Below are 12,948 nucleotides of genomic sequence, written 5' to 3'. Positions count from 1 at the left end.
CCGGACCACGCACCGTGCATACAGGGAGCAGCGTGCACGACTCCAATGGAGACGCTATAGGGCTCCCAATCATCATGCTCCCTAATATGCTGAAATCTAAATACCTGCCGGTCCAGTGGTATGATTCATTTAGCCCCTGTTGATATGGGAATGAAAAGAAAGCTATAGTTAATAGAGGAGATTATGGCCATGAGGATGAATAGGAGCCAGGATCAAACTGAGTGGACTTACCATAGAATAAGAGCCAGAATCCAACTGAACCGAGTTGACTAACCATAGAACAAGGAGGGGCTAGCATGACAGAACGGCTGCCATGTCGAAGCGAAGGCTGTTCCGCAACGATATTACCGGCAACCGCGGCCAAGACCGGCGGTTATTGCATGCCGTGCAAGCAGGAAATGGAGCGCAAGGAAAAGCAGCGTTACATAGAACAAAATCGGAGAGACATCGACTTATATGAAGGGATTACAGATCCAGTAGAGATCCTTAAGATCATGCATGCCCCGCTGAGGCGGGATCCATTGATTCGATATATTCCCTATCCTCTGAAAAGAGAAGAGGTATATTCAGCATTATCACCAAGTGAGGCCGAGCGCATGCTGACTATTGCCCTTGATCTGCTGGAAGCGGGCGATGAGGACACCTGCCAGGAAATTGTGGTTTCCCTGGTCTGTTATCAGAACAAGTCGCTTGAATCCTGTATCCCAACGTTGATGGAGCGCGGTATCTATTACCCCGGCATTTTGTTCAAAGATGCATCTGCCCATAGCCGCGACAAGCTGCTACAACAAGTAGAACAGGACAAGGATAACCGCAACCATCTGCTGCTTGCCCTGGCTTGGATTGGGGATGATCAGGTTGTGCACCAATTTCAAGAATGGCGGGCTGTGCCTCCATCATGGGCAAAGGAACTATACGTTCCGCCTGAAGCTTATGCGCATGAGGGGGGATGGGAGCTTACGGAGAAAGGGAGCAAGCGCCTATTATTCTACCATGACAGCTATGCCATAGAAAAAATAGAGCTGTCAGAAAGCACATGTGTAGCAGAACCGGAACCCGCAAAATTTTTGAAGGAGCATTCCACTCTCTGTCCATGGTGCGGAAGCAGTCTAACCACCTTGACGGATCTGGACATCAGCCATCCGAAGCTTCAATTCTTGGGGTTGTCCGGAGAGAGGCTGCGAGTGAGCACCTGCCTGAACTGCAGCTGTTACGATACGATCTATATGGACGTAGATTTCCATGGGAAATCCGAATGGAGCCAAGTCAATAGTAGACAGGGTTATGTACCGGAGCCTGATTCCGAGGAGGATGATAGGAGCTATTCGGCGGTGGGGCAGTCCTTACGGCTTGCGGACCATCCTCGCAACAGCTATTATGCGGCCTATTGGACGCTTGGTCCGGCGGTTTCGCAAATCGGCGGCTATCCGGCTTGGATTCAGGATGCCGTATATCCCTCCTGCTCCTGCTGTTCCAAAAGCATGACATTCGTCGGGCAGCTGGATTGGGAACAGATCGAGGAGTACGGGGAAGGCATCTATTATATGTTCTTGTGCGCGGACTGCAAAGTGACGGCAACATTATTCCAACAAACATAGGCTGAATCCAGCCATTTTTGAATAACGGATTCCAAATATTGGAAGATGGTATACTATTTTTCCCTATCATCTTTTAAGATATGGTATTATATAACATTATAGATCGTGAATGGAGGCCTTATTCGTGAAGAAATGGAATCGCAGGGTAGCTTATATGTTAGTGACGATGCTATTAGCAGCCAATTGGACGGTGCTGGGCATTGTGGGAGCTGCGAAGGCCGTGAACGGTGATTCCCGCCCCATACCGGTAAGCGTGGCTGGCGGCAGCGGGCATGGTGTAGCGGCATGGAGCGACGGCTCCGTGACCGCCTGGGGTTATAACAAGTCAGGTCAAGTAGGTGACGGGACTAGCATTCATCAATTGGTGCCAAAGCAAGTTGCGGGTCTAACTGATATTGTTCAGGTGGCGGCAGGTGACAATTCTTCATATGCCTTGGACAAAAACGGGGATGTGTGGGCCTGGGGCGATAATTACTCGCCTTATATTAACGGGGATCCTTTCCAAAAACGGGGAGGGTTGATGAAGCTGGAAGGACTTAAGGGTGTAGCCAGTTTGGTCATTTCAAACCATGGTTCTGTCGCATTACATAAGGATGGGACTGCAACGATATGGCGTCCGACGTATGATCCGAATGATCATTTAAAGATGACCGTCAAGTACTTCCCTATCAAAGGAGTCACGAATGCAAAAACAATAGTGGTCGCCGGACATGAGGCACTGATTCTCGGTAAAGATGGCAGCGTCGATATGTTAACGGTATATAACAGTTTCTACGATCGATTCCGCCTGGAACGTGAGTTTGGCGAGGTTAAACCGCTGGTTACCTCCTCCATTACCGGAATCGCAGTGGATTGGTATGACGTGTTCCTGCTGCATGAGAATGGGACGGTGCTGCGGTGGAATGTGAATACCAAGCAGCAAGCGCCGATTGCAGTAAAGGGCCTTAAAGAAATCCGAGAGATAAGAACAGGGTCCAACCGTTTATTTATGCTTAAAAACGACGGCACGGTCTGGCAGTGGAATTACAACGACCCGACGGCAAAGCCCTTTCAAGTGAAAGGTCTGACAGGTATAACGGCGTTATGGGGCACCAAGGGATATACAGGTTATGCAACCAATCAGGACGGTAAGGTGCTGGCTTGGGGAGAAGAGAAATATCAGGGCAGCGGCTCTCTTAACGAGAACGATGGGAATCCAGTCTTCGTACAGACTCCTCTGTCCTGGTCGGTAAACGGACAAAAGGTTAGCTTCTACGGATCATCCGCCATTGTGAAAGACAAGCTGTATGTACCGTATAATAGCGTATTTGAAGCGCTCGGGATCAAAGTGAAGCGCGGACAGTCCAATCCGGATCCGAAACACGGAAATCATCGATTTCCAGTTTGGTCTTTCTCTTATGGAGGGAATACCGTATCCATTAAGTCCAGTGATCCTGCAGTTGTATTGGTGAACGGGAAGGTGACGCGAGAAAATGCCAGCATTCCATTCCTGGCTGATTCGAGCATGTTTCCATTGGAGTTGATCACATCAAAGCTTGGCATTCCGTCGTTCTGGAATAAAGCGACAGGCGAAGTGATCCTGGGGAAAACACCATAAGGAAAGATTAATGAAGGCACGCCCATACCGGCGTGTCTTTTGCTATTGTAAGGAAAGGCATGCGGACATCACAACCGTCGGCGAAGATGCCGCATAATCCTTCCGATGATGCCCGCCTACAAACACATGAAGGGTCCCACTTTATCAGTAAGAACAATTTCCTCTAACACTTTTCGCAACAGCTGGGACATGACTCTTCACTTCACCTGTGTGAACATCCGCTTAGTTTCTACAAACGAAGTAATGCCAGCCTCTAGGAAATACTCTCCTTTAGATTTTAGTAACCGTTATTGCTCTTAACGCCTTTGGTCATAACCCAAAATATAAGAGCAAAAGCGCTCACGGAGGCTCCAAGCAAGCAAACTCCATGCCAGCCATACTGTGCATAGATATGGGTCGAAGCAATGGAACCGGCGGCACTTCCGATGGAATAAAAAATCATATACCCGGCAACCATGCGACTGCGCGCTTGTGGGCGAAATACAAATATCATACTTTGATTCGTGACATGCACCGCCTGTACCGCCAAGTCCAGCAGAATAATACCAATGACTAAGGCAAACAGGGACTGTTCCGTGTAGCTGATCGGCAGCCATGACAGCAATAGCAGGGACAATGCAATTCCCGTCGTTCTTTGGCCGTAACCTCGATCGGCTAGCTTACCGGCCTTTGCTGCAGCCAATGCACCCACGACGCCCACGAGACCAAACGCCCCGATGGCAGAGTGCGAAAGGGATAGTGGCGGCGCGCTAAGAGGCAGCACCAATGGTGTCCACAAAATGCTGAAAGCGGTAAAAATCAGCATAGCTAAAACAGCGCGGATTCGTAATAACCGTTCTTGCAGGAACAACATCAGTACCGACTTAAGCAGTTGAGAATAGGGAAGAGTCTTTACCTTACGCTCAACATTGGGCAGCACCTTATATAATGCGTAAACCATGAGCAGCATCAACGCAGCAGAAACCAAATAAACCGAACGCCATCCTGCAAGATCCTTCAAAACTCCTGAAATGGTTCGAGCAAGAAGGATCCCAATCACAATTCCACTGGTTACCACACCTACGGCACGCCCTCGTTCAGCAGGAGCAGCTATGGTCGCCACGAACGCCACAATAGTCTGCGTTACTACGGCAAGCAATCCGACCAAAGCCAATCCTGCAAAGAGCATCGTGCCGGACGAAGCAGTTCCAACGATAACGAGAGCCGCCATGGAGATCGCCATTTGACCGATAATTAATCGACGCTGGTTCAGTAAATCCCCCAGAGGCACCAGCAGCAGCAGTCCCAATGCATAAAAGATCTGTGTGACGGTAATCAGAATTCCAATGATGGAATAGTCCATGTTGAACTCGTTCGACAGCTCATCGAGCAGCGGCTGAGCGAAGTAGATATTGGCAACTGACATACCGCAAGCAATCGCAAACAATAACGTAACGTAACGAGTCAGAGGCATACGATTCCCGGATTCGGCCGTGGTCACCGTCCCCTGTGACGCATTCGCCGCTGCTTCGTCATGGACCGCTTTTTTTGCTATCAATTTTTCCATTTTATGCACCAATCCTATCGAGGTTTTTTATGTACCGATCGGTATGTTAAATCGCCTGATAAATATATCCCATAATAACAATCTATGTCAACGGATTTATTTCAATCGTATGAGTAACATTTGAAAATGTAGTTATAACACTGCAATATACAGGGAATCGGTATTTGACAAAAGCAGCCATATATCATAAAATCAATTATACTGATTGGTAATGAAAAACTGTTTGCTTTCCAGTGTGATCATAAAATTTCTTTAAAATCAAATGTAACGAGAGGTATTTCAATATGGGACGAGTCCGCGAATTTGATGAAGAGAAAGTATTAGATGCCGCGATGCAGTTATTTTGGGAGAAGGGATATGAGGCTACCTCATTAAGCGATTTGACCTCCAGAATGGGTATTCAGCGGCCCAGTATATACTCAGCCTTTGGCGACAAGAAAGAACTGTTCGAAACCGCTCTGCGAAAATACACGATGTCGCATGCTTCCGAGGCGCGAACCAGGCTGCAAAACCATCGAACGGTAAGAGAGGCGTTTCGAGCTCTTTTTGAGAATGTGGTTGATGAGGAATATTCCGTAAGCCGCAGCCGAGGATGCTTTTGCATCAATACGATGGTCGAGCTTGCGCCTCATGATGAGAAATTTGAAATTCTGACAAGGGAGCATCAGATGTACCTGGCGGTCATATTTCAAGAAACCGTTGAACGAGGCATACAATCGGGCGAGCTTGCGAGTGACACAAACGCCAAAGCTTTATCACAAGCGCTCATCGTATCGCTAATTGGGCTGACCGTCATGTTGAAATCCCGTCCGGAGCGCTCATTCGTAAATAATACGATAGAGGTGACTCTTACATTGCTTAGATAAATGGTCATCCTAACAGGAACGTTTAAAGGCGCTATCCCACCAAAAATTCGCGGATGCCTTTTGGGTCGAAAATTGGTAGCCTTCTCCGAAGAATATGCGGCTCGAGAGGGTTACACGAGTCTTCGGTTGGATACCTATGCCAAGAATACCGCTGCACTCAAGCTGTATCAAGGATTAGGTTATGACCTGCGGGGAGAAGTCAACTTCCCGGGCAGAACAGCAAGCTTTCCGGTATTTGAAAAGGTACTTGGATAAACAGACCTTGAAAGTAAGTCTGCTGAGGATCAGCTCGTGTGCTGTTCCGCAGCGGACTTTTGTTGTTTTAAGATAAGTAACGATTTCTTGGTTATGGTGATAGGGCCTGTAGGGATACCCATTTTATCTTCTATTTAGATTTTTTTCAAAATAGGTATTGCAATTCGGTGCAGGGATGAGAGATAATGTATTTAGATGAAATTCTAAATAGAAATATGGGTGATGCACATTGGGGTTTCCGGAAACATTTAAGGCGTTGTCTGATCCGGTGAGACGGGACATCCTCGTTATGCTCAAGCGCGGTAAAATGTCAGCCGGAGAGATCGGCCAGCATTTCGATATGACCGGGGCAACTATTTCGTATCATCTATCGCAGCTGAAGAAGGCCGGGCTGATATTTGAAACGAAATATAAAAATTATATTTACTATGAGATCAACGTGTCCGTTTTCGAAGAAATTATGTTGTGGTTTTCACAATTTAACGGGGGGAAACAAGATGGGGAAAAAGAATAGTTCGATGCTGGTTATAACAACGCTGATCTGTTTGTTGCCGATTATTTTATCAATGACGCTGTATAGCCAATTGCCTGAGCAGGTGGCTGTTCACTGGGACGCGGCGGGCAATCCGGATAATTATGTGTCGAAGGCGATTGCGGCGTTTGTGCTTCCGTTGTTTACGGCAGTTATTAACGTCATTATGCATGTAGCGCTTAACAACGATCCTAAGAAAATGAATGCTGCCCCGGTTTTAAGAACGATGGGTCTATGGCTCATCCCCGCGCTGTCTCTCATTCTCATGCCGATCACGCTGTTCAAGGCCATGGGGGCCGAGCTGCCGATCCAGACGATTGCACCGGCTCTCGTGGGCATGCTTCTCGTGGTCACTGGCAATTATTTGCCGAAGAGCAAACAGAATTATACGGTGGGCATCAAGCTGCCTTGGACGCTGAACAGCCAGGATAATTGGAATAAAACGCATCGTTTTGCAGGGTATCTATGGATGGCAGGCGGAGCTTTCATGATCCTGATGGCGTTTCTGAAGGTGAACCTTGCCGTCGCAGTTGTCCCTGTCATTATACTGATTGCAGCGGCTCCAGCGATATACTCATTCTCTTTGTATAAAAAGGGTGTGTAATAACGGGCGGGTTCTCAACGCATAAACTACACGAACTGCCAACAAGCTGACTCCAGGATCGAATGGGTCAGCTTGTTTATTTTACGGCAAAGCGCGAGTCTATCCGTTCGGGAGACCTCCCCCTAGCAGCTATAGGCACTGCGCCGCATAGGGATGGAGCTCATACTTCACAACATGTTTGCCCTGGGACCCGGTTACCGGAATTAGCAGCCCCTTATCGCAAAGAGAATGAAGGAAGCGAAGGGCGGTCCGATGATTCAGACGCAGATGTGTCTTCACATCGATCGGGCGGAGGGGTCGTGCAAGCATGCATGCAAACCGGATGATTTCGCGTTCTGTTACCGTGGATACACTTGTTGAATGCGGTTCTGCCAGATACCGGTTTATGACCATCCGCAGGAGCGTCATGCACAGCTCCGGGCGGTGAGCCACATCATCGCAAGCAAATGAAATCACCTGATAACCCATGGCGGATAAAAAAGTTTCCCGATTCAGCTCGTTGCAATATTTCTGCCGGTCCATCTTGGTTGTATGTGTGCTAAATGGTTTAACCTCGATGATCAGCCTCAGATGCGGAGTGATGAGGGCGAAGCTGCAATAATAGGATCGTCCGCGCCAATCCAGCACCTCGAATTGTGGATGTAAATCGCGAAAATGACCACGCAGCGGCCACCAGACATTTTGGCAAAACAAGGTTTCGGCCTCACCATGCCCTCGTTCCAGACGACCTCTTCTTTCTCCGGTTCTGTTCCTTAGATGATAATGCATAAATGTCCTATGAGCCTTCTCAAAATCCATCTTACGGTATACCTCCCCATATAAATAAAAAAAGAACGCCCCGGCCTCACTCCAAATAAGGAATGCGCTGGGACGTTCTTCGTCTCTTACCATTTATTATAATCAAAATGTGACCGTTTAACCACAGGATTCTCATGAAAATTACGAGTTCTGCTCGAGCACTGCTTCCCGGGCTCTTTTGCTGCGCAAACGAAACATGATCCGGCGCAGCGCCTTGATGAAATAACCGACCAGAAAAGCCGAAATGACCGTGCCCTCGCGTACGTCTTCAATCGAACCGAAAGCAAACAGCGAGATGACGATGCCGATGGATACCAGGGTCCAGTCGAACATGATCTTAATGTTCCCGAATTCGGCACCGAGCTTTTCAGAGATGACTTTCACGATGCCTTCACCCGGGTTCAGGATCGTATTCGCGATGATTTGAAGATAGATGCCGATCGCCAGAATCATGCAGCCCGTCAGTAACGCCAAAATTTTCATGAAATACACTGTAAAGTTGAGCGAACTTACGATATACGCCCCCATATCCAGAAACAGGCCAAACAGAACACCGACAAACACTTGCAGATATTGCATCTTGGGAAACTGCTTACCGAGCAGGAGGACCTGGATCACCACAAACAGCAGGCATAACAGGATGGTCATCAGTCCCATGGAGAGGGGGAATTTTAAACTCAGCACATACGGTACGCTGGCAATAGGGGAGGTTCCAATATTGGCTTTGGTCACGAGAGCCGTGCCAAGTCCCATTAAGAATAGACCTACAATGAGGATGATATATCGTTTCATAAGCTGCCTTGTCATGGTTGCATTCCTTCTTCGTTATGATATAGATGGATCCGCCGACACTAACATCAAAAAATGATAGCAGCTTTCATTATATCACTAAACAACGACAGCGAAGCAGCTGTATAAAAAATGAAATAAAAAAAGCTGAACTCCATCATCGTGGAATTCAGCTTGGTATGCCTTATTTACCGTACGGATCAATCGTCTGAATGGTACCGTCCTCATGGTAGGTCAGCTCGGTGAACTTGACGCTGCGTTTGTTGTCGGCCCCGCCGGAGAGGGAGCTGTCATGGTAGAAGAGATACCATTTATCCTGAAACTGAACGATGGAGTGATGGGTCGTCCAGCCGATAACAGGTGTTAGAATCGTGCCTTTGAACTCGAAAGGCCCCGTTGGACTTTGACTCGTGCCGTAGACGATTTTGTGTGTTGAGCCGGTAGAATAAGAAAGATAGTAGGTGCCGTTGTATTTATGGACCCAAGGTCCTTCAAAATATCTTCGCTCTTCATCCCCCGCGACAATCGGGTTGCCCTCCTCATCGACGATGGATATTTCTCGCGGCGTCTCCTTGAAAGTAAGCATGTCGTCGCTCAGCTCTGCGACCCGCGGTCCCATGGCAGGCGCGTCTGCGGCAGGTCCTTCCGCATCCGAAATATGCGATCCGGTCTGCCATTGTTCCAGTTGTCCGCCCCAGAGGCCGCCGAAGTAAATATAGGCCCGGTTATCGTCGTCCACGAATACGGCAGGGTCAATGCTGTAACTGCCCGGGATGTAATGAGGCTCCGGCTTAAAGGGGCCGGAAGGGGACGAGCTTGTCGCTACGCCAAGACGGAAAATATCGTCATGATCCCTGGCAGGGAAGTATAAATAGTAAGTATCGTTCTTGAAGGCAGCATCCGGTGCCCACATTTGCTTTTTCGCCCATGGAACATCTTTTACATGAAGGGCTTCGCCATGGTCTACGCATGGAGCATTCACATCATCCAATGATAGAATATGGTAATCTTCCATGTCATACTGGTCGCCGTTATCATTGGAGGTATTCTCGTGGTCCAGATCATGGGATGGATAAATATAAATTTTACCCTCGAATACGTGGGCGGAAGGGTCCGCGGTATAGATATGGGTTACGATCGGTTCATTAGGCTGTACGGGTTTGGTCATCACGTTTCCTCCTTGAATCGTTGCATTGTAAGCGCTTGTATTTATTCTATCAGACGCTTTCCTCCCAAAAAACCTAATAAAATTAGGTTTTTCACCTAAAAATATTAGATCTTTTTAGATTGAGGCTCGGTCGGATATAATCAAGCATAGAAATGACAGGAGGTGCATGATGAGAAAATACTTGTCCATCCTCTCGGATATGGAATCCAAAATCTCGGAAGGACAATACCGTCCCGGGCAGAAGCTGCCTTCCGTACGGAGTGCTGCGCTCACGTACGGATGCAGTGTCAGCACCGTGCTGCGAGCCTACGCCGAGCTTGAGAAACGACATGCGATCTATTCCGTATCCCAGAGCGGATATTATGTGGTCGATCGTCCGAAAGAGGAAGAAGACGCGAGTGTCAGCACCATGATCGATTTCTCTTCGGCCTCTCCGGATGTGAATGTATTCCCGTATCTGGATTTTCAGCATTGCCTGAACAAGGCGATTGATACCTATAAATATGAACTGTTTACCTATGGCGATCCGCAAGGGATGGAGAAACTGCGCCATACCCTGGTCTCCCATTTGGCAGGAGCTCAAGTGTTCACTGCCGCGGAGAGGATCGTGATTACGGCGGGCGCCCAGCAGGCACTTGAGATTTTGACAAAAATGCCGTTTCCCGGCGGACATTCCGCCATTCTGGTCGAACAGCCAAGCTACAATAACTACTTGCAGTTGTTGGAGAGTGAAGGAGTACCCGTTATCGGATTAACCCGCACGGCAGAGGGGATCGACCTGCAGGCTCTGGAGGGGCATTTCCGATCCGGACATATTAAATTTTTCTATACGATGTCAAGATATCATAATCCGCTGGGCACCTCCTATAGTGCAGAGCAGAGGAAGGCCATTGCTAACCTGGCGGCGAAATATAATGTCTACATTGTGGAAGACGATTATATGGCTGATCTCGGCGAGGAGCGGGGATACGATCCCATCTATGCCTACAACCGAACTTCGCATGTCGTGTATTTGAAGAGCTTCTCGAAGATTATTTTCCCTGGATTGCGCCTGGGAGCCGTCGTCCTGCCGGAACATTTGCTCCAAACGTTTAATGCCCACAGTAGTTATGGGGATACGTCGCTGCTGTCCCAAGCGGCGCTCGAAATTTATATCAGCAACGGGATGTACGAGCGGCACAAACAGAAGATTTATAGCCAGTATGAAGTCCGAATGCAATCTCTGAATGCTGCTGTGCAGCGATACGAGGGAACTGGATTGATTGAAGCCGTACCTGGCGATGGCGGAATATATAAGCTGTTTAAGCTGCCGCAGACCGTTAACCTGGAGCGATTGATCAGGCGGCTGCAAGAACGGAACATTCATGTGGTGTCTGGCAAGCTGTTTTATCTGTCCGACTACCTTATACGCGAGAAGTTTATACGTATCAGTATTTCCAGAGCACGGTTGGATCAGATCGAGGAAGGGGTTCGTGCGATAGTCGAAGAAGTAAAGCGGGAGGTTGGAAATAGTTGGTGATGTCATATCGTGGAACGAAGGAGCGAGGCTTACATGGAGAATAAAGACAAAGTGTACAATACCGCGGTTGAAGCTACGCTGGAGGTCATTGGCGGGAAGTGGAAACCGGTCATTCTCTTTCATCTTACCTTCGGTAAAAGACGCAATAGTGAATTTTTAAGCCTGATTCCCAAGATCACGCAAAAAATGCTGACACAGCATCTGCGGGAACTGGAAGAGGAGGGCGTTATATTACGCAAAACGTATAATCAAGTTCCGCCCAAGGTGGAGTATGAATTGACCGAGTATGGCTGGAGCTTAAAGGAAATTCTTCATCTGATGTGCAGATGGGGAGATACGCATATCGAACGGAAGTATGGCGAATCCGCCATGGTGCTGGAGAAGCCGGCATTGGAGGATCCGCATTAAAAGGTATAGTGAATGAAAGAGCCGACTTTGAATCCATAAAGTCGGCTCTTCTATCCTTATGGAATGATTTTACACCGCCGGAGCTCGTCAAAGATGTTCATGAACATGGCCTCTGTATCGACATACTCATGAAATCCGAAGCGGCGGGCCTTCGAACCGTCTGCAAAGAAATCATAATCCCAGGAGAACACAAAATCACCGAACTTCCAGGACGAAACCTCTTGATACGTGTGCTCCGCAAGTCCGTGCTTCTCAACCGTACGATTCCAAACCGGCTCTTTATCCGCCATGACCGTTTCCAGGTTCATCTGCAGGGGTGGCGCGGTTTCCATGTCAAAGTATTTCGCAATCTTCGGCCATAACTCGTTCCAACGGAACAGGTCCCCGTTCGTGATATTAAATGCTTGATTGGCGCATCGTTCTTCGGTTGCTGCCCATACTGTAGCCTTCGCGAGCAGATCGGCATCGGTCATCTCCAGCAGAGTGTGATAGGCCCCGGGCTTACCTGGAAAACGCAGCGGGATGCCGAGCTCTTTCGAAATCGAGGCATAGACGGCAATGACCATCGCCAGATTCATCGGGTTTCCAAGGGCGAAGCCGCTGACAACGGATGGACGCAGGGCTGACCAGGTCCAAGCATTGCCTTGCTGCCGTTCCTCGAGGAAGTTCTGCTGATCGATATTGAATTCTGGCGGCATATGGCTGGCATCCGACTCCCGTGCTGGCGTCTTGAATGGACCGAGATGCGCGCCGTATACCTTGTAGCCCTGCATCAGGCTGACATGCTGCAAATTGGCAGCAATCGGCTCGATAGCTTCCACTACATGGACGAGCATCGCCAGATTCGGTGCAACGAGCTCGGCCCACGTTGGCCGGTCCTGATAGGCAGCATAGAAGATATGCGTCACTTCCGATAATTGACTTAATTTGGCGATCGTATCCTCGCGATCAAGCAGGTCGGCCGATATATAACGAACACGTTTCGTTGATTCCCCGCCTCGGCGCGATACACCAATAATATCCCAATCGGGAAGCGTCGCAAGGTATTCGATGAGGTTGCGGCCGATCACCCCATTGGCTCCTACAACCAAAGCCGTCTTTTGCGAATAATGTGAATGTTGATCCGTATTCATAAATTCATCTCCTAACGACATGTTCTTGATTAATGTCATTTTGCACGTTAGGGTTCGGATTGAGAAGTACGCACTTTGAAGTGACCTAGTTACTTTTTGGTAATGTTTAAGCAATGCCAACCACATAAATCAAAG

At 48.4% G+C, this 12,948-nt stretch carries 13 protein-coding genes and 1 pseudogene; 8 read left to right on the top strand and 6 right to left on the bottom strand.

The features are described from left to right. Positions 1-296: 296 nt before the first annotated feature. Complete coding sequence (locus MHH48_RS26405; RefSeq protein ID WP_076324204.1) at positions 297-1,598, top strand: DUF1963 domain-containing protein; 1,302 nt, start codon at positions 297-299, stop codon at positions 1,596-1,598. 124 nt (positions 1,599-1,722) lie between these two features. Then, positions 1,723-3,195 carry a chromosome condensation regulator RCC1 gene (locus tag MHH48_RS26400; protein WP_076324203.1) on the top strand — a complete coding sequence of 491 codons (1,473 nt, stop codon included), beginning with the start codon at positions 1,723-1,725 and terminating at the stop codon, positions 3,193-3,195. 60 nt (positions 3,196-3,255) lie between these two features. Here MHH48_RS26400 and MHH48_RS26395 read toward each other — a convergent pair. Next, a pseudogene (locus MHH48_RS26395) lies at positions 3,256-3,440 on the bottom strand (LLM class flavin-dependent oxidoreductase); the annotation flags it as partial. Between the two features lie 32 nt (positions 3,441-3,472). Further along, positions 3,473-4,648, bottom strand: coding sequence for an MFS transporter (locus tag MHH48_RS26390; RefSeq protein ID WP_076324485.1), 1,176 nt, complete (start codon positions 4,646-4,648; stop codon positions 3,473-3,475). 377 nt (positions 4,649-5,025) lie between these two features. On the opposite strand from MHH48_RS26390, the gene MHH48_RS26385 reads away from it, so the two are divergent. The 4 genes from MHH48_RS26385 to MHH48_RS26370 all read left to right on the top strand — a co-directional run bounded on the left by MHH48_RS26385 (position 5,026) and on the right by MHH48_RS26370 (position 6,998). Further along, positions 5,026-5,607, top strand: coding sequence for a TetR/AcrR family transcriptional regulator (locus MHH48_RS26385; protein ID WP_076324202.1), 582 nt, complete (start codon positions 5,026-5,028; stop codon positions 5,605-5,607). Between the two features lie 60 nt (positions 5,608-5,667). Then, on the top strand, positions 5,668-5,862 hold the full coding sequence (locus MHH48_RS26380; RefSeq protein WP_340388028.1) for a GNAT family N-acetyltransferase: 195 nt from the start codon (positions 5,668-5,670) through the stop codon (positions 5,860-5,862). A gap of 229 nt (positions 5,863-6,091) precedes the next feature. Further along, positions 6,092-6,376 carry an autorepressor SdpR family transcription factor gene (locus tag MHH48_RS26375; protein ID WP_076324201.1) on the top strand — a complete coding sequence of 95 codons (285 nt, stop codon included), beginning with the start codon at positions 6,092-6,094 and terminating at the stop codon, positions 6,374-6,376. Next, positions 6,360-6,998 (top strand): SdpI family protein, encoded by a 639-nt coding sequence (locus MHH48_RS26370; RefSeq protein ID WP_076324200.1) that lies wholly within the window; start codon positions 6,360-6,362, stop codon positions 6,996-6,998. Before MHH48_RS26375 ends, MHH48_RS26370 begins: the two co-directional genes overlap by 17 nt. 129 nt (positions 6,999-7,127) lie before the next feature. Here the strand turns inward: MHH48_RS26370 and MHH48_RS26365 are convergent, their stop codons facing one another. From MHH48_RS26365 to MHH48_RS26355, 3 genes are all read right to left on the bottom strand, one after another. After that, positions 7,128-7,796, bottom strand: a complete 669-nt coding sequence (locus MHH48_RS26365; RefSeq protein ID WP_076324199.1) for a hypothetical protein — start codon at positions 7,794-7,796, stop codon at positions 7,128-7,130. A 141-nt stretch (positions 7,797-7,937) separates the two neighbouring features. Further along, on the bottom strand, positions 7,938-8,603 hold the full coding sequence (locus MHH48_RS26360) for a DUF6198 family protein (protein ID WP_076324198.1): 666 nt from the start codon (positions 8,601-8,603) through the stop codon (positions 7,938-7,940). A 166-nt stretch (positions 8,604-8,769) separates the two neighbouring features. Beyond that, positions 8,770-9,753, bottom strand: a complete 984-nt coding sequence (locus tag MHH48_RS26355; protein WP_076324197.1) for a glycoside hydrolase family 43 protein — start codon at positions 9,751-9,753, stop codon at positions 8,770-8,772. Between the two features lie 169 nt (positions 9,754-9,922). On the opposite strand from MHH48_RS26355, the gene MHH48_RS26350 reads away from it, so the two are divergent. Beyond that, positions 9,923-11,272, top strand: coding sequence for a PLP-dependent aminotransferase family protein (locus MHH48_RS26350; protein ID WP_076324196.1), 1,350 nt, complete (start codon positions 9,923-9,925; stop codon positions 11,270-11,272). A 33-nt stretch (positions 11,273-11,305) separates the two neighbouring features. Continuing rightward, positions 11,306-11,680 (top strand): helix-turn-helix domain-containing protein, encoded by a 375-nt coding sequence (locus tag MHH48_RS26345; protein ID WP_076324195.1) that lies wholly within the window; start codon positions 11,306-11,308, stop codon positions 11,678-11,680. Positions 11,681-11,736: 56 nt separating this feature from the next. On the opposite strand, the gene MHH48_RS26340 is transcribed toward MHH48_RS26345, so the two are convergent. Then, complete coding sequence (locus MHH48_RS26340) at positions 11,737-12,813, bottom strand: SDR family oxidoreductase (RefSeq protein WP_076324194.1); 1,077 nt, start codon at positions 12,811-12,813, stop codon at positions 11,737-11,739. Positions 12,814-12,948 lie beyond the last annotated feature (135 nt).

Origin of the sequence: Paenibacillus sp. FSL F4-0100, from assembly GCF_037993005.1 — a bacterium.
GTDB lineage: Bacteria > Bacillota > Bacilli > Paenibacillales > Paenibacillaceae > Paenibacillus_AQ.
This window is presented reverse-complemented; position numbering and strand designations above follow the sequence as displayed.

Bases quoted from the DNA above. Each gene is read 5' to 3' on its own strand.
- MHH48_RS26340 (WP_076324194.1), bottom strand. From the start codon at position 12,813: ATGAATACGGATCAACATTCACATTATTCGCAAAAGACGGCTTTGGTT.
- MHH48_RS26345 (WP_076324195.1), top strand. From the start codon at position 11,306: ATGGAGAATAAAGACAAAGTGTACAATACCGCGGTTGAAGCTACGCTG.
- MHH48_RS26355 (WP_076324197.1), bottom strand. From the start codon at position 9,753: ATGACCAAACCCGTACAGCCTAATGAACCGATCGTAACCCATATCTAT.
- MHH48_RS26370 (WP_076324200.1), top strand. From the start codon at position 6,360: ATGGGGAAAAAGAATAGTTCGATGCTGGTTATAACAACGCTGATCTGT.
- MHH48_RS26390 (WP_076324485.1), bottom strand. From the start codon at position 4,648: ATGCCTCTGACTCGTTACGTTACGTTATTGTTTGCGATTGCTTGCGGT.
- MHH48_RS26360 (WP_076324198.1), bottom strand. From the start codon at position 8,603: ATGACAAGGCAGCTTATGAAACGATATATCATCCTCATTGTAGGTCTA.
- MHH48_RS26350 (WP_076324196.1), top strand. From the start codon at position 9,923: ATGAGAAAATACTTGTCCATCCTCTCGGATATGGAATCCAAAATCTCG.
- MHH48_RS26365 (WP_076324199.1), bottom strand. From the start codon at position 7,796: ATGGATTTTGAGAAGGCTCATAGGACATTTATGCATTATCATCTAAGG.
- MHH48_RS26405 (WP_076324204.1), top strand. From the start codon at position 297: ATGACAGAACGGCTGCCATGTCGAAGCGAAGGCTGTTCCGCAACGATA.
- MHH48_RS26385 (WP_076324202.1), top strand. From the start codon at position 5,026: ATGGGACGAGTCCGCGAATTTGATGAAGAGAAAGTATTAGATGCCGCG.